This is a genomic window from Burkholderia metallica (genome assembly GCF_001718555.1).
Lineage (GTDB): Bacteria > Pseudomonadota > Gammaproteobacteria > Burkholderiales > Burkholderiaceae > Burkholderia > Burkholderia metallica.
Window position 1 is genome coordinate 1,532,123 of sequence record NZ_CP013401.1, and the last position, 24,490, is coordinate 1,556,612.

Consider the following 24,490-nt stretch of genomic DNA (forward strand, 5'->3'; position numbering starts at 1 on the left):
ATGGCTTGGCGTCGCCCGGCGAAGCCGCGCGGCATGCCGCGTATCTTAAGGCGAATCGGTCGCGGCGGTGGCGTAGCCGGGCGGGCACGATGGCCCGGACCTGGGCCAGAGACGAGCCAGATCCGAGCCAAATACGCCCCCAACGCCGGTCGGAACCCGACCGACCCGGCGCCGGCCGGCCCCGCCGGCCGCGCATCCGGATCTATCCCGTATAATCGATCGTTTAAGAAACCTGCCGTCGCGCGCCCTGCCTGGGGCGCCGGCGTTTGAAGCCGTCTTTGCCAGACTGTCCCCGCACGCCATGAAAGCTGCCGAAATCCGCGAGAAATTCCTCAAATTCTTCGAATCGAAGGGCCACACGATCGTCCGCTCGTCGAGCCTCGTGCCCGGTAACGACCCCACGCTGATGTTCACGAACTCGGGCATGGTCCAGTTCAAGGACGTGTTCCTCGGCACGGACCCGCGTCCGTACTCGCGCGCCACCACGGCGCAGCGCAGCGTGCGCGCGGGCGGCAAGCACAACGACCTCGAGAACGTCGGCTACACGGCGCGCCACCACACGTTTTTCGAGATGCTCGGCAACTTCTCGTTCGGCGACTACTTCAAGCACGACGCGATCAAGTTCGCGTGGGAGCTGCTGACCACGGTCTACCAGTTGCCGAAGGAAAAGCTGTGGGTCACGGTCTACCAGGAAGACGACGAGGCGTACGACATCTGGGCGAAGGAGGTCGGCGTGCCGACCGAGCGGATCATCCGCATCGGCGACAACAAGGGCGCGCGCTACGCGTCCGACAACTTCTGGACGATGGGCGACACCGGCCCGTGCGGCCCGTGTACCGAAATCTTCTACGACCACGGCCCGGACGTGTGGGGCGGCCCGCCGGGGTCGCCTGAGGAAGACGGCGACCGCTACATCGAGATCTGGAACCTCGTGTTCATGCAGTTCAACCGCGACGCGCAGGGCAACATGACGCGCCTGCCGAAGCAGTCGGTCGACACCGGCATGGGCCTCGAGCGTCTGGCCGCAGTGCTGCAGCACGTGCACAGCAACTACGAGATCGACCTGTTCCAGAATCTGATCAAGGCCGCCGCGCGCGTGACCGAAATCACCGACCTCACGAACAACTCGCTGAAGGTGATCGCCGATCACATCCGCGCGTGCTCGTTCCTGATCGTCGACGGCGTGATTCCCGGCAACGAAGGCCGCGGCTACGTGCTGCGCCGGATCGTGCGGCGCGCGATCCGCCACGGCTACAAGCTCGGCCGCAAGGGCTCGTTCTTCCACAAGCTGGTGGCCGACCTCGTCGCCGAGATGGGCGTCGCGTATCCGGAGCTGAAGGAAGCCGAGCAGCGCGTGACCGACGTGCTGCGCCAGGAAGAAGAGCGCTTCTTCGAGACGATCGAGCACGGCATGTCGATCCTCGAAGCGGCGCTGGCCGACGTCGAAGCGAAGGGCGGCAAGGTGCTCGACGGTGAACTCGCGTTCAAGCTGCACGACACGTACGGCTTCCCGCTGGACCTGACGGCCGACGTGTGCCGCGAGCGCGGGATGACGGTCGACGAGCCGGCATTCGACGACGCGATGGCGCGCCAGCGCGAACAGGCGCGCGCGGCCGGCAAGTTCAAGGCCGCACAGGGCCTCGAATACACGGGCGCGAAGACCACGTTCCACGGCTATGAAGAAATCGCGTTCGACGACGCGAAGGTCGTCGCGCTGTACGTCGACGGTTCGTCGGTCAACGAAGTGAAGACCGGCCAGGATGCGGTCGTCGTGCTCGACCACACGCCGTTCTACGCGGAATCGGGCGGCCAGGTGGGCGACCAGGGCGTGCTCGCGAACGCGGCGACGCGCTTCGCGGTGGCCGACACGCTGAAGGTGCAGGCCGACGTGATCGGCCACCACGGCACGCTGGAGCAGGGCACGCTGAAGGTCGGCGACGTGCTGCGCGCGGAAATCGACGCGCATCGCCGTGCCCGCACGCAGCGCAACCACTCGGCCACCCACCTGATGCACAAGGCGCTGCGCGAAGTGCTCGGCGCGCACGTGCAGCAGAAGGGGTCGCTGGTCGACGCGGAAAAGACCCGCTTCGACTTCGCGCACAACGCGCCGATGACCGACGATGAGATCCGTCGCGTCGAGCAGATCGTCAACAACGAAATCCTCGCGAACGCGCCGGGCATCGTGCGCGTGATGCCGTACGACGAAGCGGTGAAGGGCGGCGCGATGGCGCTGTTCGGCGAGAAGTACGGCGACGAAGTGCGCGTGCTCGACCTCGGCTTCTCGCGCGAACTGTGCGGCGGCACGCACGTGCATCGCACCGGCGACATCGGCTTCTTCAAGATCGTCGTCGAAGGCGGCGTCGCGGCCGGCATCCGCCGTGTCGAGGCGATCACCGGCGACAACGCGGTGCGCTACGTGCAGGAACTCGACGCCCGCGTGAACGAAGCCGCGGCCGCGCTGAAGGCGCAGCCGTCGGAGCTCACGCAGCGGATCGCGCAGGTGCAGGACCAGGTGAAGTCGCTCGAGAAGGAACTGAGCGCGCTGAAGTCGAAGCTCGCATCGAGTCAGGGCGACGAGCTCGCGCAGCAGGCGATCGAAATCGGCGGCGTGTTCGTGCTGGCCGCGACGCTCGACGGCGCCGACGCGAAGACGCTGCGCGAAACGGTCGACAAGCTGAAGGACAAGCTGAAGAACGCGGCGATCGTGCTGGCGGCCGTCGAAGCCGGCAAGGTCAGCCTGATCGCGGGCGTCACGCCCGACGCGAGCAAGAAGGTCAAGGCCGGCGAGCTCGTGAACTTCGTCGCGCAGCAGGTCGGCGGCAAGGGCGGCGGCCGTCCGGACATGGCGCAGGCAGGCGGCACCGAGCCGGCGAACCTGCCGGCCGCGCTCGCGGGCGTGAAGGGCTGGGTCGAAGCGCGGCTCTGATCGTCGCGATCGATGCGATGCCGTGTCGTTGCGGCATCGCGTGGAGTGAAAAAGACCCGATCGGCATCCGGCCGGTCGGGTCTTTTCGTTGGCAGGCCGGTGCCGTGCGTGCGCCGGCCGCCCGAAGGAAGCGTCAGACCGGCGCGGTGACGGGCGACTCCAAAGCACCGTCCGGTTGCCGCGCGGCTTCGGTGAGCGCATCGCGCAACGCGGCCAGCGCCGCCGACGCATAACCGCGTCGCCACGCGAGCAGCGTGTCGATGCCTTCCAGTTCGGGAATCGTGTGCGCGGCGATGTTGCCGGTTTCGGACTGCAGATCGAGCACCGAACGCGGCGCGACCGCGATGCCGGCCCCTGCCGCGACGCACGCGACGATCGCGTGATACGACGCGAGTTCGAGCACGCGCGCCGGCTTGACGCCGTGCGCCGCGTACCACTGTTCGACGTACTTGCGATACGCGCAGCCGCGCTCGAACGCGATCAGCGTCGGCACGATCACGTCGCGCGGCGTGCGCACCGGCGGATGGCCGCGGGGGGTGAGCAGCACCAGATCCTCGCGGAAGATCGGCACCGTCTCGAACGTGTCGGGCAGCGTGTCCGGCGCGGGCGGCCGCGCGAACAGCGCGGCGTCGATCTCGAAATCGCGCACGCGGTCGATCAGGCAGCCCGTCGTGCCCGTCGACAGTTCGAGCGACACGTCGGGCCACGCGTGGTGATAGCGGGCGAGCACGGTCGGCAGGCGGCTCGCGGCCGTGCTTTCCATCGTGCCGAGCCGCAGCCGCCCGCGCGGCGTGTCCTCGCGCACCGCGTCGCGCGCCTCGTCGGCGAGCGCGAGCAGACGTTCCGCGTACGGCAGCAGCGTGTGCCCGGCCGGGGTCAGCACGAGCCGGCGGCCGTCGCGCACGAACAGCGCGGCGCCGAGTTCCTCTTCCAGCTGCTTGATGCGCGTCGTGACGTTCGACTGCACGCGATTGAGCTTGGCCGCCGCGCGCGTCACGCCGTTCTCGCGCACCACGGCCCGGAAAATCGCCAGCGCCGACAGATCCATGATTCTCTCCAGGCGATGATTGTATTCTTGATTATTCATTTTTCGAGAACGTTTGGTCAAGCTACGATGGAGCCATTCCGATTCCCGATCCGGCCGGCGCGTTGAACGCCGGCCCATGCCGCCATGTCACGCTCCGATGCCCCGACTGCCGCCGCCGGCGCGCCTTCCGCCGGCGATGCCGACGATGTCGACCGCCGCGCCCGCACGGCCGCGCTGGCCTGCATGATCGGCCTCGCGGTCGTGCTCGGCGTCGGCCGCTTCGCGTTCACGCCGCTGTTGCCGCTGATGCTCGCGGACGGCTCGATCGGCCTGAAGGCCGGCGGCTGGCTCGCATCGGCGAACTATGCGGGCTACTTCGTGGGCGCGGTCAGTTGCGCGGCGCTGCACGTTGCGCCCGCGCGAATGGTGCGCGTCGGGCTCGCGGCCACCGTGGTGCTTACCGCCGCGATGGGCGTGGGCCATCTGCTGCCCGTGTGGCTCGCGGTGCGCTTCGTCGCAGGTGTCGTCAGCGCATGGACGTTCGTGTTCGTGTCGCAATGGGGACTGCGGCGGTTGACCGAACTGCACGCGCCCGAGTGGAGCGGCGTGATCTACGCGGGGCCGGGCGTCGGCATCGTCGTGACGGGGCTGCTTGGCAGCGCGCTGGCCGGCCAGCGCGCGGCGTCGGGCTGGCTCGGTTTCGCGGCACTGTCGGCCGTGCTGTCGGTCTCGATCTGGCGTACGTTCACAGCCGCCCCGGCGCAAGTCGTGCCGCCGGGCGGCGCCGCGCCGCATGCGCCGGCTGCTGCCGCAGCCGTGGACACGCCGGCCCGTGCGCGCGGCCATCGCACCGACGCCGCGTGGCTCGTCGTGCTGTACGGCCTGCCGGGCTTCGGCTACATCATCACCGCGACGTTCCTGCCCGTTATCGCGCGCGCCGTGCTGCCGGCCGGTTCACCGTGGCCCGACCTGTTCTGGCCGATGTTCGGTGCGGCGCTGATCGTCGGCGCGATCGCCGCCGCGCGGCTGCCCGCGCACTGGGACAACCGGCTGCTGCTGGCGGCCGGTTGCGCGACGCAGGCGCTCGGCATCGCCGCCGGGATCGTGTGGCCGACCGCGGCCGGCTTCTCGGTCGGCAGCGCGCTGCTCGGCCTGCCGTTCACCGCGATCACGCTGTTCGCGATGCGCGAGGCGCGGCGCCTGCACGGCGAGCGCGCGGCCGGGCTGATGGGCTATGCAACCGCGTCGTACGGGGTCGGGCAGATTCTCGGCCCGCTCGTCGCGGCACCGCTGGCCGCGCGCTTCGGATCGTTTTCCCCCGCGCTGTGGGTCGCGGTGGCCGCGCTGCTGCTCGGTGCCGCCGGCTTCGCGGCGAGCGCCACGCGCCGGCGCCTGCCGTGCTGATCGCGATGGGGCCGGATCGTCTGCGGGGCGGGCAAACTCGCTAGAATGAAGCCTTTCCCGCGCCGAGCGGGTGCGCGGGCAGCCGGCTGGCGGCCGTCCGGCGCCCGCCAGATCCCCATCGATGACCACCGCCGACTACCGCTTTTGCCCGCGCTGCGCGCGCCCGCTCACCGAGCGCGCCGATCCCGACCATGAAGGCGGCCGCATTCGCCAGGCGTGCCCCGACGACACCTGCGGCTATGTGCACTGGAACAACCCGTTGCCGGTGGTCGCCGCGATCGTCGAGCTCGACGGCAAGATCCTGCTCGCGCGCAACGCGGCGTGGCCCGAAGGGATGTTCGCGCTGATCACCGGCTTCCTCGAGAACGGCGAGACGCCCGAGGACGGCATCGCGCGCGAGGTGTTCGAGGAAACAGGGCTGAAGGCCGAGCACGTGTCGCTCGTCGGCGTGTACGAATTCATCCGCAAGAACGAGCTGATCATCGCGTATCACGTGCGCGCGTCGGGTACGGTCGCGCTGTCGCCGGAACTGCTCGAATACAGGCTCGTCGATCCGCCGCTGCTGCGCCCGTGGCGCGCCGGCACGGGCGTCGCGCTCGCCGACTGGATGCGTGCGCGCGGCCTCGATTTCGAATTCGTCGACCGGCCGGGGCAGTGACGCGCGACCGCGGCGACGCGGGCCGGGCACGATGACTATTGATAGTCGAGCAGCACGGTGACCGCGGCGTTGACCGAGCCGCCGCCGATCTTCGCGTCGGTCTGCCGATAGGCGGCGATCAGCGGGACCGAATAGGACCCCGCGATACCGTTGTAGGGTGTCGGCCGGGACACGTTGAATGTCAGCGGCTGATTTGTCGCCGGGTCGATCAATCCGATCGCGATGCCTTTCGCCGTCGAATCGGAGCGGGGCGCAAGCACGCCGGGCATGCCGGCGACCTCGCCGTTCAGCGGATTGAGCTGATAGCCGATCTTGTTGAAGCGGGCCGGGCAGTTGCTGAGGTTGAGCCTAAACGGAGTGGGGTGCGCGGTGCTGCCGACGCCGCTGAGTTCGGTCGTTTTCGCGCCCGGCAGTTGAACCGTTTTCGATTGAACCGAACAGGTGCCCGCGATGTACTCGGCGTCGGTGGCCAGATAGATCGAGCTCGAGTCGCCGAACAGGCCGGACTTGTAGCGGATGGTGAAGTACATGTTGAAGAGGGACGGCTTCAACGTGCCGTTATACGGGGTGCGGGCATCGCGGAGCAACTGCACTTCGACGTTTCTTGCCGCAGAGTTGTGTCGGCGTGAAGTAGTCGCGCGCGACGACGGTGCCGACCGCCGTGTTCGACGGAATCGCGATCCGGCCGCTGCCGAACGCGTACAGCGATTCCCCGGCGAACACGAACGCCGGCAGCAGCGAGCGGGCACGCGAGTGCGGCGCCCGCCGGGGTGACCGCGTGCCCGCAGGGAGCGGTAATCGACCGGGTTGGCGAAGGGGCGTGCTCGAACGTCAGGATAAGAAGATTCCGTGAGGTTGGGGCGACGGCGCGCGTAGCGTGGCGCGTTTGTGGGCGATTTGTAATTTTACGGATCTCAACCGCCGCAAAAGATGGGATATGCCCTAATTCATCGATAGTTATGGTGTGACGAGAACTAAAGTCTGCGACGACGGGCCGGATTTGCCTGCCGCTTGGCATTTCGCGCGAGATGTGCTTTTCTGTGCGGCACCGCGTGGCGGCCGTTGCCGCGCCCCGTAACCGAGCCTCCGATTCATGTCCGCCGCCAAACCCGAATCGCGTCCGCGCGACGCCTATCGCCATTTCCTGCCGATCACGACCCGCTGGATGGACAACGACGTCTACGGGCACGTGAACAACGTCGTCTACTACAGCTACTTCGACACGGTCGTGAACGAATACCTGATCCGCGCCGGCGTGCTCGACGTCGAACACGGGCAGACGATCGGCCTCGTGGTCGAGACGCAGTGCAACTACTTCGCGCCGCTCGTGTTTCCGCAGGCGGTCGACGCCGGGCTGCGGGTCGTGAAGCTCGGCACGTCGAGCGTGCGCTACGAGGTCGGGCTGTTCGCGCAGGGCGACCCGTCGCCCGCCGCGCAGGGGCATTTCGTGCACGTGTATGTCGATCGCGGCACGCGCCGGCCGGTGCCGCTGCCCGACGCGCTGCGCGCCGCACTCGAGCCGCTCGCGGCCTGACGTCGCGGTGCACGCGTTCGCGCTCCAGGCCTTCAACGGCCTCAGCTACGGCTTGCTGCTGTTCATGCTGTCGGCCGGCCTCACGCTGATCTTCAGCGTGCAGGGCGTGCTCAACTTCGCGCATGCGAGCTTCTACATGCTCGGTGCGTACGTCGGCTACAGCATCGCGGCCAGTGCAGGCTTCTGGCTGGCGCTCGCGCTCGCGCCGCTCGCGGTCGGGCTCCTTGGCGCCGGCTGCGAACGCGCGCTGCTGCGCCGCGTGCAGGCGCGCGGCCACACGAGCGAGCTCTTGCTGACCTTCGGCCTCGCGTACCTGATCGGCGAGGGCGCGAAGCTCGCGTGGGGCCTCGCGCCGCTGCCGGCGCCCGTGCCGGCGCTGTTCGACGGCGCGCCCGTGACCGTCTTCGGCCTCGCGCTGCCGCGCTACCGGCTGTTCATGATGGGGATGTCCGCCGCGATGCTGGTCGCGCTCGGCGCGCTGCTGCGCGCGTCGCGCCTCGGGCTCGTGGTGCGCGCGGCGCTCACGCATCGTGCGGCCGTCGAGGCGCTCGGCTACGACGTGCCGCGCGTGATGACCGCGCTGTTTGGCGCGGGCACCGCGCTCGCGGCGCTCGCCGGCGTGATCGGCGCGCCGCTCGCGGTGATCGAGCCCGCGCTTGCCGAAACCGTCGGGTCGGTCGTGTTCGCGGTCGTCGTGATCGGCGGGCTCGGCTCGCTCGGCGGCGCGTTCGCGGCGTCGCTCGCGGTCGGCTTCGCGCAGACCTTCGCGGCCGCGAGCGACACGTCGCTGCGCGATCTGACGGAATGGGCCGGCATCGCGCTGCCCGACAGCGTGGCCGCGGTGTCGGTCGCGCAACTGGCGCCGCTGGTGCCGTACCTGCTGCTCGTCGCGGTGCTGGTTGCCCGGCCGCGCGGGCTGTTCGGCGAGCGCGCCGATGCGTAACCGTCCATTCGCCGGCGTCGTGCGCTGGACCCTGTTCGCCGCCTGCGTCGCGCTGCCCGCGTGGCTGTGGCCGCACGGCGCCGTGCTCGGCTATCTCGCGCAGACGGCCGCACTCGTCGTGCTCGCGCTGTCGTACAACCTGCAGCTCGGCACGACCGGGCTGCTGTCGTTCGGGCACGCGGCGTTCGCGGGCCTCGGCGCGTTCGCGGCCGCGCACTGGTTCAACCACATTGGCGGCCCGCTGCCGCTGTTGCCGCTCGTCGGCGGCGTGGCCGGCGCCGGTTTCGGCTTGGCTGCCGGGCTGCTCGCGACGCGTCGCGCCGGCACCGCGTTCGCGATGATCACGCTCGGGCTCGGCGAATGCGTCGCGGCCGCTGCGTGGAGCGTGCCGGCCTGGTTCGGCGGAATCGGCGGCGTGCCGATCGACCGCGCGAGCGGCACGCCGTGGGGCGGCTGGCATTTCGGTGCGCCGGCGCACGCGTATGCGGTGATTGCCGCGTGGTGCGTCGCGTCGGCGTGGGCCATGCACGCGCTGACGCGCACGCCGCTCGCGCGGCTCGCGAACGCGGTGCGCGACAACCCGGCGCGCGTCGCCGCGCTCGGCACCGATCCGCGCCGCATCCGGCTCGCGATGGTCACCTGCGCATCGTTCTTCGCGGGCGTCGCGGGCACGCTGACGCTGATCGACGTCGAACTCGCGACGCCCGACAGCGTATCGATGGCGCGTTCGGCGACCGTGCTGATCGCCGCGGTGATCGGCGGGACGGGCACGTTCTTCGGGCCGGCGGCCGGCGCGGCCGTGCTGACCGCGCTCAGCATCGGCGTCGCGGGCGTGTCGCGCGCGTGGGCGCTGTATCTCGGCGTGCTGTTCGTCGCGATCGTCGTGGCCGCGCCGCGCGGGATCGCCGGCATCGTGCAGACGCTCGCGCATGCGTTGCGGCGCGGCGCGCCGGCGGCCGAGCGGTGGCGCATGCTGTGCGCGGTCGGCGCGTGCGTGTTCTGGGGCGTCGCGATCGTCTGCGCGGCCGAGCTCGGCTATGCGTGGCGCTTCGGGGAGGACGACGGCGCGGGCTTCGCGTTCGGCGCGTGGAGCGTCGATGCCGATACGCCGGCCGGCTGGGCCGTCGCGTGTTCGGCGGCGGGCATCGGCACGCTGCTGTGGGGTTGGCGCGCGCGGCTCGTATCGGGCGAGCAAAGTGGGCAGAGCCGACGGAGCGCACAGACCGCCAAGCGGGAGGACGGGCGATGAACGGCAACGCGATCGCGCTGCACGGCGTCGTGCAGCGCTTCGGCGCGCAGACGGTGCTCGACGGCGTCGAGCTGAGCATCGCGGCCGGCGAGCGCCATGCGCTGATCGGGCCGAACGGCGCGGGCAAGTCGACGCTGTTCGGCGTGATCGCCGGCGCGACGCGGCCCACGCGCGGGCGCGTCGTGCTGCACGGCGTCGAGCTGCGCGGGCGTGGGCCGGTCGTTGCGAGCCGGCTCGGCATCGGCCGCAGTTTCCAGCAGACGAGCGCGTTCGCGCGGCTGACCGTGTTCGACAACCTGCGCTGCGCGGCGCTGCATGCGCCGGTCGAACGCCGGCGCTGGTGGAACCGGCTGCGCGAATCGGCGTCGGTCGATCGCGCGGCCGAACGCGTGCTGCACGACATCGGCCTCGATGCGCACCGCGACACGCCGGCCGACGCGCTGAGCTATGCGGAACAGCGCGCGCTCGATCTCGGGATCGCGCTCGCGAGCGGCGCCCGCACGCTGCTGCTCGACGAGCCGACCGCCGGCATGAGCCGCGCGCAGGCGGCGCGGATGATCGCGCTGATCCGGGCGACGACGCAGGGTCGTACGGTCCTGCTGATCGAACACGACATGGATGCGGTGTTCGGCTTCGCCGAACGCATCACGGTGCTCGTGCGCGGCACGGTGGTCGCGACCGGCGCGCCCGATGCGATCCGCGCCGATCCGGCCGTGCGTGCCGCCTATCTGGGCGAGGGCGGCCGATGAGCGCGTTGCTCGACATTCGCGGCCTGCGCGCCTGGTACGGGCTGCAACCGGTGCTCGACGGCGTCGATCTCGCGCTGGCGCCGGGCGAGACGCTCGCGCTGCTCGGCCGCAACGGCTCGGGGCGCTCGACGCTCGCGAAGGCCGTGATGGGGCTCGTGCGCACGGTGGGCTCGGTGCGCATCGGCGGCGCCGAATGCGCGGGCGCGCGCACGTTCGAGATCGCGCGGCGCGGCGTCGCGTACGTCGCGGAAAGCCGCGACGTGTTCCCGCTGCTGACGGTCCGCGAGAACCTGCGGCTCGGGCTGCGCGGCCTCCGTGGCAGCGCCGAACGCGCGGCGCTCGAACGGCTGTTCGACCGCTTTCCGCTGCTGGCCGCGCGCGCGGACGTGAAGGCGGCGCGGCTGTCGGGCGGCGAACAGCAGGTGCTCGCGCTGGTGCGGGCGCTGGCTGCCCGCCCGCGCGTGCTGATCGTCGACGAACCGGCCGAAGGGCTCGCGCCGCTCGCGGTCGACGAAGTCGGCGCTTGCCTCGCCGCGCTACAGGCCGACGGCGTCGCGATCGTGCTGATCGAGCAGCGGCTGCAGTTCGCGCCGCGGCTCGCGCGTCGCGTCGCGGTGATGGGGCGCGGGCGGATCGTCTACGACGGCGCGCTCGACGGCCTGGGCGGCGAGGTCGCGAACGCATGGCTGAGCGCCGGCTGACGGCGCGCGCCCGATTGTTCGGAAAACCCCACCGGTCAATTCGCGTCGAGCCGCTTTATCGCTGCCGCACCGCGCCGTAAATTGCCAGTCATGCCGGTCGCCGCATCGACGCACTGCGCGGCAACCGGCGCCATCCATCGAAGGTCTTCTGACTGAGGAATGTAATCATGAGCAAGCTGGCAAACAAGGTTGCGATCGTCACGGGCGGGTCGAAAGGCATCGGCGCCGCGATCGCGAAGGCACTGGCCGCCGAGGGCGCATCGGTCGTCGTCAACTATGCGAGCAGCAAGGCGGGTGCCGACGCGGTCGTCGGCGCGATCGTCGAGGCCGGCGGCCGCGCGGTCGCCGTCGGCGGCGACGTGTCGAAGGCCGCCGACGCGCAGCGCATCGTCGACACGGCGATCGACACGTACGGCCGCCTCGACGTGCTCGTCAACAATTCCGGCGTGTACGAATTCGCGCCGATCGAAGCGATCACCGAAGAACACTACCGGCGGCAGTTCGACACGAACGTGTTCGGCGTGCTGCTGACCACGCAGGCCGCCGTCAAGCATCTCGGCGAAGGCGCGAGCATCATCAACATCAGCTCGGTGGTGACCAGCATCACGCCGCCCGCGAGCGCGGTATACAGCGGCACCAAAGGCGCGGTCGACGCGATCACCGGCGTGCTCGCACTCGAACTCGGCCCGCGCAAGATTCGCGTGAACGCGATCAACCCGGGGATGATCGTGACCGAGGGCACGCACAGCGCGGGCATCATCGGTTCGGATCTCGACAAACAGGTGCGCGCCGAAACGCCGCTCGGCCGTCTCGGCGAGCCGGACGATATCGCGTCGGTGGCCGTATTCCTCGCGTCGGACGATGCACGCTGGATGACCGGCGAGCACCTCGTCGTGAGCGGCGGGCTGAACTGAGCGGATCGAGCCGCGCGGGTAGCAGGGGGCGCGCAAGCGGCCGCCTGACCGGCGCCGCCAGCCGCTTCATCGTCGCGCGGCGGCTACGTGCTCATCGCGAGCGCATTCGCGCCGACGTGCCAGCGCAAACACTCGACGACGAGCGCATGATCGCGCGCGTCGTCGAGCCCCGCGATCGTCATCGCGCCGACGACGCCCGCACCGGCGATCCGTAGCGGCACGCCGCCGCCGTCGAGCGCATAGTCGTCGTCCGACAGCCCCTGCGACTGCAGCGACCAGCCGGCGCGGCGAAAGCGTTCGCCGACCGCGAGCGAACTGACGCCGAAGCGCAGCACCGTGTTCTGCCGGCGGCGGATCGCGTCGCTGTCGCCGGCGCGGCTGCCGTCGAGCGCGCAGTAGAACAGCGGCGCGCGCTCGCCGACGATGCCGACCGCGATCGGCAGCCCGCGGCGCGACGCGAGGTTGACCGCGATCTCGCCGATCCGGCGGGCGATCGCCGCGTCGAAGCGCGGCAGCGCCGGGTTCGACGCGTCGTCGTCGAAGGGAGGGGGTTCGAGGCGAAAGAGGGTCGTCACCATGGCGGCTCCGTGGCGTCGCCGGCTCAGCGTGCGCGTGCCGGGCGTCGCGTCGTCACGGGCCGCGCGCGGGCCCGTGTTCCGTTCACTGCTTCAATGCGTCAGCGCGGCGGCGCCGCGTCGAGCATCCATTCGTGCGCGGGATCGTTCTTGAACGCCCACGCACGGCTCGGCCCGGCCATCACGTTCAGGTAGTACAGGTTGTAGCCGTGCGGCGCGACCACCGGGTGATAGCCGCGCGGCACCATCACGACGTCGTGGTTTTCGACCGCGCAGGCTTCGTCGAGGCTGCGGTCGTCCGTGTACACGCGCTGGAACGCGAAGCCCTGCGGCGGATCGATCCGGTGGTAGTAGGTTTCCTCGAGCGACGTTTCCTCGGGCGCCGCGTCGCGGTCGTGCTTGTGCGGCGGATAGCTGCTCGAATGGCTGGCCGGCGTGACGACCTCGACCACGAGCAGCCGGTCGGCCGCCGGGTTGTCGCCCATCAGGATGTCGCACACGTAGCGCGTATTGGTGCCTTGCCCGCGTACCGAGCGGCGCATCCGCTCGCCGTCCAGGCGTTGCACGGGCTTGTCGCCGCTCGTGTACGGCGCGGTGCACAGCGCGATTTCCGCGTCGCGCGTCGCGACCAGCGTGACCGTCTTGCCGCCCGGCACGTACAGCGCGTCCGGCGACACGGCGTCGAAGACGCTGTCGCGCGTGCCGAGCGCGTCGTAGGTGGCGCCGTCGACGTCCGCGCGCACCGTGCCGGTGAGCACGACCACGCACAGCTCGCGCGCGCCGGTGTCGAGCGTTTCGGTGTCGCCGGCCTTCAGGCGCAGCGCGCGGAAGCCGACGTGCTTCCAGCCGGCCGATTCGGGCGTGACGTTGCAGATTTCGCGGTCGGCCGAGGCCTTGACCAGCAGGGGAGAAATCGTCATGGGTTCGGGCTCCGTGGGGTAGGGCTCAGCCGGTCGACGATCGCGCGCAGCGATTCGTAGCCCTTCTTCGCATACGCATAGCTCGGCGCGACGGCCGGGTCCTGCTCGGCCTCGACGACGAGCCAGCCTTCATAGCCGGCATCTTTCAGCGTACGCAGTATTGCCTCGTAGTCGAGCGCGCCGTCGCCGGGCACCGTGAAGGTGCCGTTGATCACGCCGTTCAGGAAGCTCCAGCCGTCGTTGCGCGCCTGCGTGACGACCTGCGGCCGCACGTCCTTGCAATGCACGTGGACCACGCGCGAGACGTGCTTCTTCAGCAGCGCCACCGGGTCGGCCGCGCCGCCGAAATACGCGTGGCCGGTGTCGAACAGCAGGAAGACCTTCGCCGGGTCGGTCAGCGCCATCAGCCGGTCGACGTCGGCGGGCGACTCGACGTACGCGCCCATGTGGTGATGGTAGGCGAGCTTGATCCCGTACGTGTCGAGCAGGTGCGCGCCGAACGCGTCGAGGCGCGCCGCATAGCGCCGCCACGCGTCGTCGTCGACGAAGCGCGGCCGCTTCGCGACCGGCGTGTCGATGTTGCCCTGGATCGTGCCCGCGCATTCGCCGTACACGACCACCTTCACGTCGTTGTACTGCAGCTTCGTCATGTGCGCGCGGCAGCGCTCGATCTCCGCGGCGAGCGCATCGGCGTCGCTCAGGCCCGGCGCGACTTCGGCGAGAAAGCCCGAATACCAGCCCGACACGCATACGAGCCCGAACTCGGCGAGTTTCGCCTTCAGCTCGGGGCCCGTCTTCGGAAACTTGTTGCCGAGCTCGAAGCCTGCGTAGCCGATTTCGGCGCCTTCCTTCAGCGCCGTTTCGAGCGGCGTCTCGCCGCCGAGCGACGGCAGGTCGTCGTTCATCCACGACAGGGGATTGATACCGATGCGGACGTTCCAGCTCATGACGTGCTTCCTTGATTCGAATGTGTTTTTCGCAGGGAGGGTTCGTGGGCAGTGCGCGCGATCAGCGCCGCTGCCGGGTCTTCGCATCGAGATACGCGCGGTGCGCCGCGTCGACGCCGGCGCGCGCCGACACCTGCGGCACCGCGACTTCCCACCACGCGCCGCCGTCGTCGGTCGTGCGCCGGTGCGTGGTGTCGATCACGAGCACCTGGCTCTTCGTCGCCGCGCGGGCGCGCTTCATTTCGCGCCGCAGTTCGCCGATGTCGCGCACGTGCACGGCGTCGGCGCCCATCGCGCGCGCATGCATCGCGAAATCGATCGTCGAGCGCTCGCCGCCTTCCGGCACGCAGTCGTCGAGCATGTTGTTGAAGCTCGCGCCGCCGCAATTCAGCTGCAGCCGCTCGATGCAGCCGTAGCCGCGGTTGTCGAGGATCACGACGATCAGCTTGCGGCCGAGCATCACGGACGTCGCGAGTTCCGCGTTGAGCATCATGTACGAGCCGTCGCCGACGATCACGATCACTTCGCGCGCCGGCCGCGCGAGCTTCGCACCGAGGCCGCCCGCGATCTCGTAGCCCATGCACGAGTACGCGTAGTCCATGTGGTAGTTGCCCGGCACGCCGCTGCGCCACAGTTTGTGCAGCTCGGCCGGCAGCGTGCCGGCCGCGCACACGACGAGATCGTCGCGCGCGCTGTCGCGCCCCGCATCGGCCGCGGAGTCGCGCACCGCGCCGATCACTTCCGCGTCGTACGGGAGCGTGTCCATCGGCACGTGCGTGGTGAGTTCGGTCACGCGCGCGTTCCATGCGGCGGCCTGGTCGCGGTTGCCGGCGGTCCAGGCCGGATCGGCGCGCCAGCCGGCCAGCGCCGCCGACAACTGGCCGAGGCCCGTGCGCGCGTCGGCCACCAGTTGATGGCCGCGTTTCTTGCCCGCGTCGAACGGCTGCACGTTCAGGCTCAACAGCGTCGCGTCGCCATAGAGCGCATGCGAGCCGGTCGTGAAATCCTGCAGCCGCGTGCCGACCGCGAATATCACGTCGGCCTGCGCGGCCGCGCGGTTCGCGGCAGGCGAGCCCGTCACGCCGATCGACCCGAGATTGAGCGGATGGTCCCACGCGAGGCTGCCCTTGCCGGCCTGCGATTCGGCGACCGGCACGCCGTGCGTGTCGGCGAACGCGCGCAGCGCGTCCCATGCCTGGCTGTACAGCACGCCGCCGCCGGCGACGATCAGCGGCTTCTTCGCGGCCTTCAGCACGTCAAGCGCGTCGGCGAGTTCGAGCGCGTCGGCCGGCGGCCGGCGCATCCGGATCACCGGCGGCGCGAAGAAATCCTCGGGCCAGTCGTACGCGAAGGTCTGCACGTCCTGCGGCAGCGCGAGGCACACCGGGCCGCATTGCGCGGGGTCGGTCATCACCTGGATCGCGCGCGGCAGCGCGACGAGCAGCTGCTCGGGCGACGTGATCCGGTCGAAATAGCGCGTCGCCGGCCGGAAGCAGTCGTTCGCGCTGACGTCGCCCTGTTCGAAATCCTCGACCTGCTGCAGCACGGGGTCGGGCAGCCGCGACACGAACACGTCGCCGGGCAGCAGCAGCAGCGGCAGCCGGCCGACGTGCGCGAGCGCGGCCGACGTCAGCATGTTGGTCGCACCGGGGCCGATGCTCGACGTCGCGGCCATCATCCGCTGACGGAAATTCGCTTTCGCGAACGCGACGGCCGCGTTGGCCATCCCTTGCTCGTTGTGCGCGCGCAAGGTCGGCAAGCGGTCTTTTTCCGCATGCAGCGCCTCGCCGAGCCCGGCCACGTTGCCGTGGCCGAAGATCGCGAACACGCCGCCGCAGTACGGCAGGATCTCGGTGCGGCCGTCGGGCTGGACGACTTCGGCGCGCAGGGCGGCCAGGTAGCGCACGAGCGCCTGGCTGACGGTCAGTCTTACGGTAGAGGTCATGTCGGTCGGTGAAGAGGAATCGGGTGGGGCGTCGCGTCAGGCCGCGGCGGCGCGGGCGGCCGCCGCGCGGCGGCCGAGCCATGCGTCGACCAGCTGCGCGAAGTTGCCGGCGACTTCGTCGATCAGCGCCTGGTCGTCGATCCGGCCGGCGAACCAGTTCAGCGACGCGTCGGCCCACAGCGTGCGCCCGACCATGAAGCCCTTGACGATCGGGTTGGTCGCCGAGCGGAAGCTGTCGACGAGATATTGCAGAGGCTGGTTCAGCCCGAGGATCACGGCGCCGCGACAGTACGGGTCGCGCTCCGCGATCAGCGCGGCGAGCCGCGTCCAGCCGTCGGCGCTCAGCGGCGTGAGCTTCCACCATTCGGGCTTCACGCCGAGGTTGTAGAAGCGCGCGATCGTGCGCAGCACCGCGTCGTCCTCGGTGCCGGCCGGCGTGACCGCACGCGGCGGAATCATTTCCAGCAGCAGCTCGTTGCCGCTGGCGCGCGTGGCTTCCCACAGTTCCAGCACGCGCTGCTCCTGTTCGACGCGCAGGTCGACGGCGTCGTCGGGGTGATAGTGAACGAGGCACTTCACGACCTGTTCGGTCGGCCAGTGCGTGAGCGACGAGCCGACCGAGCGCGTTTCGTCGAAACGCAGCGGCCGCGAGCCCGGCAGCTCGACCGGGCGGCCGACCCACCAGCCGCGCCCGGTGGCCGAGGCCAGCGCGTCGCTGCCGTAGCCGCCGCCGTCGATCAGCACGCCGACGTGGCCTTCGATATGGCGATCGCGCTCGACCTTCTCCACCGCGCGCACGAGCAGCTGCTTCAGCGTCTTGATCCGCGCTTCGTCCGCGCCGGACTGCACCGCGAGCTCGTAGAACTGGCTGCGATGGTCGAACGCCATCACGCACAGGTCGTCCCATTCGCGGCGCGGCACCGTCACGCGATGCAGGTGCGCGAGCGTGTGGTCCGCGTCGACCACCGGGTTGCGGCTGCCGTCGAACCAGTGCGCGAGTTCGGCCGGCGTCGGCATCGCCGCGGAGCACGCATGGCGCGACACGACGATCGCGCCGCACGCGTTCGCGATGCGCGTCGACTCGGCCCAGTCGCGCCCGCGCAGCAGCCCCGACAGCAGGCCCGACAGGAACGCGTCGCCCGCGCCGAGCACGTTGAGCACCTCGACGCGTTCGCCGAGAAAGGTCGGCGCGTCGTCGATGCGGGCGGGAATGTCGCCCTCGATCACGCAGCAGCCGAGCGCGCCGCGCTTGACGACCAGCGTCGCGTTCGTGATGGCGCGCACCGCCTGGAGCGACCCGATCAGGTCGTGCGGCACGCCGCCGGCGATCAGGAACTCCTCCTCGGTGCCGACCAGCAGGTCGAATTCACCGAGCACCTGCTGCAGCTGCCGCGTCACCTGCGCGTCCGGCACGTAGCGGTTCTCGCCCGCGCCGCGCGCGGTCAGCCCCCACAGCACGGGCCGGTAGTCGATGTCGAGAATCCGCACGACGCCGTGGCGGCGCGCATAGCCGAGCGCGGTCAGCGACGCCTCGCGCGTGCCCGGCGTCGACAGGTGCGTGCCGGTGATCGCGAGCGCGCGGCAGCCGGCGATGAAGTCCTCGCGGATCTCGTCGGCGCGCACGGCCATGTCCGCGCAGTTCTCGCGCACGAACAGCAGCGGAAACGTGTCGCGATCCTTCAGCCCGAGCAGCACCAGCGCGGTGAGGCGTTCGCGGTCGGTCTGCAACTGGCTCGTGTCGCAGCCTTCGCGCTCGAGCGTCTCGCGCAGGAAGCGGCCCATCTGCTCGTCGCCGACGCGCGAAATCATCGCGGTCTTCAGCCCGAGCCGCGCGACGCCGAACGCGACGTTGCCCGACGAGCCGCCGAGATACATCTGGAAGCTGCGCGCGTCTTCCAGGCGGCTGCCGTACTGCTGCGCATAGAGATCCACGGCCACGCGGCCGAGGCAGGCGAGATCGATGGGGCGGTCACTCGGAAAGTTCAGCAGGCTCATATCACGTGTCACGCTCGCGGCCGGCGTTCGGCGATGCCGGCGAATTAGGGGGCCGATCCGGTCGCGACCGTCCGCATCGTGTACTGCACGACGCGGGACTGCCTGCCGCAAGGAATCGGGCTACGGACGCAGTCTAGACTTTTTGGAAATCCAGTTCCCTAGGTGAAATCACGTAGAAATAAATTTCCAAATTTTCGAGGAAGTGATCTACAGTTTCATCCGGATGCATCAGTCCGCATCGGCTTCGATCGGACTGGGCCCGGCGGCGCGCAACGCGCCGTCTTCCGCCCCCGGAGATGAGGAGACAGATTGATCATGAAGACCAAGCTGATGGCCGTCGCGGCCGCCGCGATCCTGGCTGCGCCGCTCGCGCATGCCGAGAAGATCGGCGTGACGATGGCGTCGTTCGACGACACGTTCCTGACCATCCTGCGCAACAGCATTTCCGACGCAGCGAAGAAGGACGGCGCGACGGTGCAGATCGAGGACGGCGGCAACGACGTCGGCAAGCAGTTGAGCCAGGTCCAGAACATGATCGCGCAGAAGGTCGACGCGATCATCGTGAACGCGGTCGATACCGACGCGACGCCGAAGATCACGAAGATGGTGACGGCCGCGAAGATCCCGCTCGTCTACGTGAACCGCAAGCCGGTGGATTTCGACAAGCTGCCGGCCGGCGTCGCGGTCGTCGCGTCCGACGAGAAGCAGTCGGGCACGCTGCAGGCGCGCCAGGTGTGCAAGCTGCTCGGCGGCAAGGGCGACGTGCTCGTGCTGATGGGCGAGCTGTCCAACGAATCGGCGCGCGCCCGCACCAAGGACATCGAGGACGTGATCGCGACGAAGGACTGCTCGGGCATGAAGATCGTCGACAAGCGCGAAGGCAAGTGGAGCCGCACGCAGGGCCAGGACATCACGATGAACTGGCTGAGTTCCGGCACGAAGTACGACGCGATCATCTCCAACAACGACGAGATGGCGATCGGCGCGATCAACGCGCTGAAGGCCGCGCGCAAGTGGACGCCGAAGACGATCGTCGCGGGCATCGACGCGACGCCGGACGGCCTCGCGTCGATGAAGAGCGGCGAGCTGAAGGTGTCGGTGTATCAGAACGCGGCCGGGCAGGGGCAGCAGGCCGTCGCGGCCGCGCTCAAGCTCGCGAAGAAACAGCCCGTCGACCGCTACGTGAACGTGCCGTTCGAGCTGGTCACGCCCGAGAACATGAGCCAGTACGCGAAGCATTGACCGGTGATCCGTTGAACTGCGCGGGCCCGGCACGGCCGGGTTCGCGCGCGACTCGTCGAGGAACGTCCATGTTTACAGCCAGGATCGCGCGCCCGATGGCCGGCGCCGATGCGTCGGCCGCTTCGTCCGGCGCGTCGGCGCCGCCGGCTTCTTCCGCGGCCGACTGCGTGCTCGAGGTGCGCGGCGTCGGCAAGTCCTTTCCGGGCGTCGTCGCGCTCGACGGCGTGCAGTTCCGCGTGCGCCGCGGCACCGTTCATGCGCTGATGGGCGAGAACGGCGCGGGCAAGTCGACGCTGATGAAGATCATCGCGGGCGTCTACACGCCCGACCAGGGCGAAATCCTGATCAACGGCGAGCCGGTCGTGCTGAACGGCCCGCTGGATGCGCTCGATCGCGGCATCGCGATGATCCACCAGGAACTCAACCTGATGCCGTACATGACGGTCGCGGAGAACATCTGGATCCGCCGCGAACCGAAGAACCGCTTCGGCCTGATCGATCACGCGGCGCTGCGCCGCCGCACGGCCGAGCTGTTCGAACGGCTGTCGATCGACATCGATCCGGAAACCGACGTGCGCACGCTGACGGTCGCGAGCCGCCAGATGGTCGAGATCGCGAAGGCCGTGTCGTTCGACTCCGACGTGCTGATCATGGACGAGCCGACCTCCGCGCTGACCGACAAGGAAGTCACGCACCTGTTCCGGATCATTCGGCAGCTGCGCGAGCAGGGCAAGGGCATCGTCTACATCACGCACAAGATGAACGAGCTGTTCGAGATCGCCGACGAATTCTCGGTGTTCCGCGACGGCAAGTACATCGGCACGCACGCATCGAGCGACGTCACGCGCGACGACATCATCCGGATGATGGTCGGGCGCGAGATCACGCAGATGTTCCCGAAGGAGGAGGTGCCGATCGGCGACGTCGTGCTGTCGGTGAAGGATCTCGGCGTCGACGGCGTGTTCCGCGACGTGAGCTTCGAGCTGCGCGCGGGCGAGATCCTCGGCGTGGCCGGCCTCGTCGGGTCGGGGCGCTCGAACGTCGCCGAGGCGCTGTTCGGCGTCGTGCCGGCCACGTCGGGCGAGATCCGCATCGACGGCAAGCCGGTGCGCATCGCGACGCCCGCGCAGGCGATGAAGCACGGGATGGCCTTCCTCACCGAAGACCGCAAGGACACCGGCTGTTTCCTGAACCTCGACCTCCTCGCGAACATGGAGGCCGCGGTGCTCAGCAACCGCTACGTGAAGTTCAATTTCGTGCGGCACGCGCAACTGAAGCGCGACTGCGAGGAAATGAGCCGGATGCTGCGCGTGAAGTCGCCCGGGCTGCACGAGGAGATCCAGAACCTGTCGGGCGGCAACCAGCAGAAGGTGCTGATCGGCCGGTGGCTGCTCACGCAGCCGCGCATCCTGATCCTCGACGAACCGACGCGCGGCATCGACGTCGGCGCGAAGGCCGAGATTCACCGGCTCGTCAGCGCGCTCGCCGGCAAGGGCGTCGCGGTGCTGATGATCTCGTCGGAAATGCCGGAAGTGCTGGGAATGAGCGATCGCGTGATGGTGATGCACGAAGGGCGCATGACCGGCATCGTCGATCGCAAGGACGCCGACCAGGTCCGCATCATGGACCTCGCGTCGCGCTGAGCCGAAACAAGAGTGGAGACAACGAAATGGGCAACCTGAATCCGGTCGCGGACGCGCAGACCATGACCCTCAAGTCGCGGCACACGAAGTGGCCGCCCGAGCTGAGCATCTTCCTCGTGCTCGTCGGCATCAGCCTGTTCTTCGAGATCGTCGGCTGGATCGTCGTCGGCCAGAGCTTCCTGTTCAACGCCGAGCGGCTCGAGATCATCGTGCTGCAGATGGCCGTGATCGGCATCATCGCGGTGGGTGTGAACCTCGTGATCATCACCAGCGGGATCGACCTGTCGTCGGGCTCGGTCGTGGCCGCCGCGGCGGTCGTGTCCGCGAGTCTCGCGCAGGTGTCCGACTTCCCTCGCGCGGTGTTTCCGCACCTCACCGACCTGCCGATCATCTGGCCCGTGCTGGCCGGCGTGTGCGTCGGGCTGCTGGTCGGCCTGCTGAACGGCTCGCTGATCGCGATGACGGGCATCCCGCCGTTCATCGCGACGCTCGGCACGATGGTCGCCGCGCGCGGCTTCGCGAAGTGGTTCACCAACGGGATGCCGGTGTCGATGCTGACCGACCAGTTCGCCGCGATCGGCGCGGGCGCCAATCCGGTGATCATCTTCCTCGTGATCGCCGCGATCTTCCACGTCGTGCTGCGCTACACGCGCTTCGGCAAGTACACCTACGCGATCGGCGCGAACCGTCATGCGGCCGTCGTGTCGGGCATCAACGTCACCCGCCACCTGATCTTCGTCTATGCGATCGCGGGCCTCCTGAGCGGGATCGCCGGCACCGTGACGGCCGCGCGCGCGATCTCCGGCCAGTCGGGCATGGGCGTGATGTACGAGCTCGACGCGATCGCGGCGGTCGTGATCGGCGGTACGTCGCTGTCGGGCGGCCTCGGCCGCGTGACGGGCACCGTGATCGGCGTGCTGATCCTCGGTGTGATGACGTCGGGCTTCACCTTCATCCGCATCGACGCGTATTACCAGGAGATGGTCAAGGGCGCGATCATCGTCGCGGCCGTGATCGCCGACCAGTACCGCAACAAGAAGAAGCGCCGCTGAGCACACGTATGCGCGCGAGCCCGCTCCCCCATTCGCGAAGGAAACCCGATGAAGATCGCGCTGGACCCGTACATGATTCGCCACCTGCCGCTCGACCGGCTGCCGCACGCGGTGGCCGAGCTCGGCTACGACCAGATCGAGCTGTCGCCGCGCAGCGACTTTCTCGACTGGTGGGTGATGCCGCGCGCGACCCGCGAGCGCATGGCCGCGTTCCGCCACGCGCTGCGCGCAAGCGGCGTCGGCCTCGCGTCGCTGCAGCCGATGTACCGCTGGGCGAGCCCGTTCGACGACGAGCGGCAATGGGCGGTGCGCTGCTGGAAGAAGGCGATCGAGGTGGCGGTCGAGATGGAGTGCGCGCTGATGGTGTCGGAGTTCGGGCGCGGCGCGTCGCCCGAGCGCTCGGTCGGCGAACGGCCGGGGGCGAACCCGAAGGAACTGTGCGAAGCCGCGTGGTTCCGGTCGATGGACGAATTGCTGCCGATCCTCGAGCGCGAACGCATCGTGCTGTCGGTCGAGCCGCATCCGGAGGACTGGATCGAGCAGCTGCAGCCGGCGATCGACATCGTCACGAACATCGGCTCGCCGTCGCTGAAGCTGTCGTACATCGCGCCGCACACGTTCTACTACGGCGACGACATGGCCGCGATGATCGCGCAGGCCGCGCCGATCCTCGCGCACGTGCGCGTGGCCGATACGTTCGACCACCGCAAGAGCAGCCAGCTGCGCTACATCGTGAACCCGCCGGGTTCGAACCAGATCCGCGTGCACCAGCATCTCGACATCGGGCAGGGCGAGATCGACTGGGACGTGTTCTTTCGCGCGCTCGGCGCGGCAGGCTTCGACGGCGTGATGTCGTCGTGCGTGTTCGCGTGGGAGGACCGCGCGGAAGCGTCGTCGCGCTACATGCGCGACACGATCCAGCGCTACGTCGATCGTCATTTCGATCGCACCGCGCGGTGAAGAATGACTGACCGGTGCGGCGCGTGCCGCACCGCCAATGAACGACTGGAGACTGTTAGATGACCTTGCAAATCGGCGTGATCGGCTGCGGCGCGATCGGCCAGGACCATATCCGCAGACTGACCCGCACGCTGTCCGGCGCGCGCGTCGTGGCCGTCAACGACATCGATCCGCAGCAGGCGCGCGATGCGGTGACGAAGTACGGGCTCGAAGCGGAGATCTACGGCGACGGCCACGAGGTCGTCGCGGCCGCCGACGTGCAGGCCGTGCTCGTCACGTCGTGGGGGCCGACGCACGAAGCGTTCGTGCTCGACGCGATCGCGCACGGCAAGCCGGTGTTCTGCGAGAAGCCGCTGGCCGTCACCGCCGACGGCTGCATGCGGATCGTCGAAGCCGAAGTCGCGCACGGCAAGCGGCTCGTGCAGGTCGGCTTCATGCGGCCGTACGACGAAGGCTACCGCGCGCTGAAACGCGTGATCGACAGCGGCGCAATCGGCGCGCCGCTGATGCTGCATTGCGCGCACCGCAACCAGTCGGTCGGCGAGCGCTACACGACCGACATGGCGATCACCGACACGCTGATCCACGAACTCGACGTGCTGCGCTGGCTGCTCGGCGAGGATTACACGAGCGCGCAGGTCGTCTATCCGAAGAAGACGCGCCATGCGTCCGCCCATCTCGCCGATCCGCAGATCGTGCTGCTCGAAACCGCGAGCGGCGTGCGCATCGACGTCGAGATCTTCGTGAACTGCCAGTACGGCTACGACATCCAGTGCGAGGTGGTCGGCGAGCAGGGCATCGCGAAGCTGCCCGATCCGCCGGCCGTCGGGCTCAAGCATGCGGCGCGGCAGTCGGTCGAGATCATGACCGACTGGAAGGAGCGCTTCATCGCGTCGTACGACGTCGAGCTGCAGGCATTCATCGACGGCGTGCGCGCGCATGCGCTCACCGGGCCGTCGGCCTGGGACGGCTACGCGGCGGCGGTCGCGGCCGACGCGTGCGTGCGCGCGCAGAAGAGCGGCGCGGTCGAACCGATCGCGATGGCCGAGCGTCCCGCGTTCTATCGTGGCTGATCCGCGGCCACCCGCCGCTTGTCTGACGGACCG

At 69.4% G+C, this 24,490-nt stretch carries 21 protein-coding genes; 14 read left to right on the plus strand and 7 right to left on the minus strand.

Annotated features, from left to right (window positions below):
* Nucleotides 1–301: 301 nt before the first annotated feature.
* Nucleotides 302–2,926 (plus strand): alanine--tRNA ligase, encoded by a 2,625-nt coding sequence (gene alaS, locus WJ16_RS06810; RefSeq protein ID WP_069256407.1) that lies wholly within the window; start codon nucleotides 302–304, stop codon nucleotides 2,924–2,926.
* Nucleotides 2,927–3,059: 133 nt separating this feature from the next.
* On the opposite strand, the gene WJ16_RS06815 is transcribed toward alaS, so the two are convergent.
* Nucleotides 3,060–3,974 carry a LysR family transcriptional regulator gene (locus tag WJ16_RS06815; RefSeq protein WP_069256408.1) on the minus strand — a complete coding sequence of 305 codons (915 nt, stop codon included), beginning with the start codon at nucleotides 3,972–3,974 and terminating at the stop codon, nucleotides 3,060–3,062.
* 123 nt (nucleotides 3,975–4,097) lie between these two features.
* On the opposite strand from WJ16_RS06815, the gene WJ16_RS06820 reads away from it, so the two are divergent.
* Both WJ16_RS06820 and WJ16_RS06825 read left to right on the plus strand, forming a co-directional pair.
* Nucleotides 4,098–5,357: a YbfB/YjiJ family MFS transporter gene (locus tag WJ16_RS06820; RefSeq protein ID WP_069256409.1), complete on the plus strand. Its 1,260-nt coding sequence runs from the start codon at nucleotides 4,098–4,100 to the stop codon at nucleotides 5,355–5,357.
* 121 nt (nucleotides 5,358–5,478) lie between these two features.
* Nucleotides 5,479–6,015 carry an NUDIX domain-containing protein gene (locus WJ16_RS06825; RefSeq protein ID WP_069256410.1) on the plus strand — a complete coding sequence of 179 codons (537 nt, stop codon included), beginning with the start codon at nucleotides 5,479–5,481 and terminating at the stop codon, nucleotides 6,013–6,015.
* 35 nt (nucleotides 6,016–6,050) lie between these two features.
* Here the strand turns inward: WJ16_RS06825 and WJ16_RS06830 are convergent, their stop codons facing one another.
* On the minus strand, nucleotides 6,051–6,608 hold the full coding sequence (locus WJ16_RS06830; protein WP_236858190.1) for a fimbrial protein: 558 nt from the start codon (nucleotides 6,606–6,608) through the stop codon (nucleotides 6,051–6,053).
* Between the two features lie 500 nt (nucleotides 6,609–7,108).
* Here WJ16_RS06830 and WJ16_RS06835 point away from each other — a divergent pair, with 500 nt between their 5' ends.
* The 6 genes from WJ16_RS06835 to WJ16_RS06860 all read left to right on the plus strand — a co-directional run bounded on the left by WJ16_RS06835 (nucleotide 7,109) and on the right by WJ16_RS06860 (nucleotide 12,105).
* Nucleotides 7,109–7,549, plus strand: coding sequence for an acyl-CoA thioesterase (locus WJ16_RS06835; RefSeq protein ID WP_069256412.1), 441 nt, complete (start codon nucleotides 7,109–7,111; stop codon nucleotides 7,547–7,549).
* A gap of 7 nt (nucleotides 7,550–7,556) precedes the next feature.
* The gene (locus WJ16_RS06840; protein WP_069257983.1) at nucleotides 7,557–8,492 is read left to right on the plus strand and encodes a branched-chain amino acid ABC transporter permease; all 936 of its coding nucleotides are present in this window, start codon (nucleotides 7,557–7,559) and stop codon (nucleotides 8,490–8,492) included.
* On the plus strand, nucleotides 8,485–9,741 hold the full coding sequence (locus WJ16_RS06845; protein WP_069257984.1) for a branched-chain amino acid ABC transporter permease: 1,257 nt from the start codon (nucleotides 8,485–8,487) through the stop codon (nucleotides 9,739–9,741). Before WJ16_RS06840 ends, WJ16_RS06845 begins: the two co-directional genes overlap by 8 nt.
* Nucleotides 9,738–10,490 (plus strand): ABC transporter ATP-binding protein, encoded by a 753-nt coding sequence (locus tag WJ16_RS06850; RefSeq protein WP_069256413.1) that lies wholly within the window; start codon nucleotides 9,738–9,740, stop codon nucleotides 10,488–10,490. The genes WJ16_RS06845 and WJ16_RS06850 overlap by 4 nt, the downstream gene beginning before the upstream one ends.
* The gene (locus WJ16_RS06855) at nucleotides 10,487–11,191 is read left to right on the plus strand and encodes an ABC transporter ATP-binding protein (RefSeq protein ID WP_069256414.1); all 705 of its coding nucleotides are present in this window, start codon (nucleotides 10,487–10,489) and stop codon (nucleotides 11,189–11,191) included. The genes WJ16_RS06850 and WJ16_RS06855 overlap by 4 nt, the downstream gene beginning before the upstream one ends.
* A 167-nt stretch (nucleotides 11,192–11,358) precedes the next feature.
* Nucleotides 11,359–12,105, plus strand: a complete 747-nt coding sequence (locus WJ16_RS06860) for a glucose 1-dehydrogenase (protein WP_069256415.1) — start codon at nucleotides 11,359–11,361, stop codon at nucleotides 12,103–12,105.
* Nucleotides 12,106–12,188: 83 nt separating this feature from the next.
* On the opposite strand, the gene WJ16_RS06865 is transcribed toward WJ16_RS06860, so the two are convergent.
* From WJ16_RS06865 to WJ16_RS06885, 5 genes are all read right to left on the minus strand, one after another.
* Nucleotides 12,189–12,683 carry a heme-degrading domain-containing protein gene (locus WJ16_RS06865; RefSeq protein ID WP_069256416.1) on the minus strand — a complete coding sequence of 165 codons (495 nt, stop codon included), beginning with the start codon at nucleotides 12,681–12,683 and terminating at the stop codon, nucleotides 12,189–12,191.
* Nucleotides 12,684–12,781: 98 nt separating this feature from the next.
* Nucleotides 12,782–13,600 carry a 5-deoxy-glucuronate isomerase gene (iolB, locus tag WJ16_RS06870; protein WP_069256417.1) on the minus strand — a complete coding sequence of 273 codons (819 nt, stop codon included), beginning with the start codon at nucleotides 13,598–13,600 and terminating at the stop codon, nucleotides 12,782–12,784.
* Complete coding sequence (gene iolE, locus WJ16_RS06875) at nucleotides 13,597–14,547, minus strand: myo-inosose-2 dehydratase (RefSeq protein WP_069256418.1); 951 nt, start codon at nucleotides 14,545–14,547, stop codon at nucleotides 13,597–13,599. The genes iolB and iolE overlap by 4 nt, the downstream gene beginning before the upstream one ends.
* A 61-nt stretch (nucleotides 14,548–14,608) precedes the next feature.
* Nucleotides 14,609–16,492, minus strand: a complete 1,884-nt coding sequence (iolD, locus tag WJ16_RS06880) for a 3D-(3,5/4)-trihydroxycyclohexane-1,2-dione acylhydrolase (decyclizing) (protein WP_069256419.1) — start codon at nucleotides 16,490–16,492, stop codon at nucleotides 14,609–14,611.
* Nucleotides 16,493–16,528: 36 nt separating this feature from the next.
* Nucleotides 16,529–18,487, minus strand: a complete 1,959-nt coding sequence (locus WJ16_RS06885; RefSeq protein ID WP_069256420.1) for a bifunctional 5-dehydro-2-deoxygluconokinase/5-dehydro-2-deoxyphosphogluconate aldolase — start codon at nucleotides 18,485–18,487, stop codon at nucleotides 16,529–16,531.
* A gap of 315 nt (nucleotides 18,488–18,802) precedes the next feature.
* On the opposite strand from WJ16_RS06885, the gene WJ16_RS06890 reads away from it, so the two are divergent.
* From WJ16_RS06890 to iolG, 5 genes are all read left to right on the plus strand, one after another.
* Nucleotides 18,803–19,729, plus strand: coding sequence for a sugar ABC transporter substrate-binding protein (locus tag WJ16_RS06890; RefSeq protein WP_069256421.1), 927 nt, complete (start codon nucleotides 18,803–18,805; stop codon nucleotides 19,727–19,729).
* A 68-nt stretch (nucleotides 19,730–19,797) separates the two neighbouring features.
* Nucleotides 19,798–21,372 (plus strand): sugar ABC transporter ATP-binding protein, encoded by a 1,575-nt coding sequence (locus tag WJ16_RS06895; RefSeq protein ID WP_069256422.1) that lies wholly within the window; start codon nucleotides 19,798–19,800, stop codon nucleotides 21,370–21,372.
* A 26-nt stretch (nucleotides 21,373–21,398) separates the two neighbouring features.
* Nucleotides 21,399–22,424, plus strand: coding sequence for an ABC transporter permease (locus WJ16_RS06900; protein ID WP_069256423.1), 1,026 nt, complete (start codon nucleotides 21,399–21,401; stop codon nucleotides 22,422–22,424).
* A 48-nt stretch (nucleotides 22,425–22,472) separates the two neighbouring features.
* The gene (locus WJ16_RS06905; protein WP_069256424.1) at nucleotides 22,473–23,384 is read left to right on the plus strand and encodes a sugar phosphate isomerase/epimerase family protein; all 912 of its coding nucleotides are present in this window, start codon (nucleotides 22,473–22,475) and stop codon (nucleotides 23,382–23,384) included.
* A 59-nt stretch (nucleotides 23,385–23,443) separates the two neighbouring features.
* Nucleotides 23,444–24,457, plus strand: a complete 1,014-nt coding sequence (iolG, locus tag WJ16_RS06910) for a bifunctional inositol 2-dehydrogenase/D-chiro-inositol 1-dehydrogenase (RefSeq protein WP_069256425.1) — start codon at nucleotides 23,444–23,446, stop codon at nucleotides 24,455–24,457.
* Nucleotides 24,458–24,490: the final 33 nt, after the last annotated feature.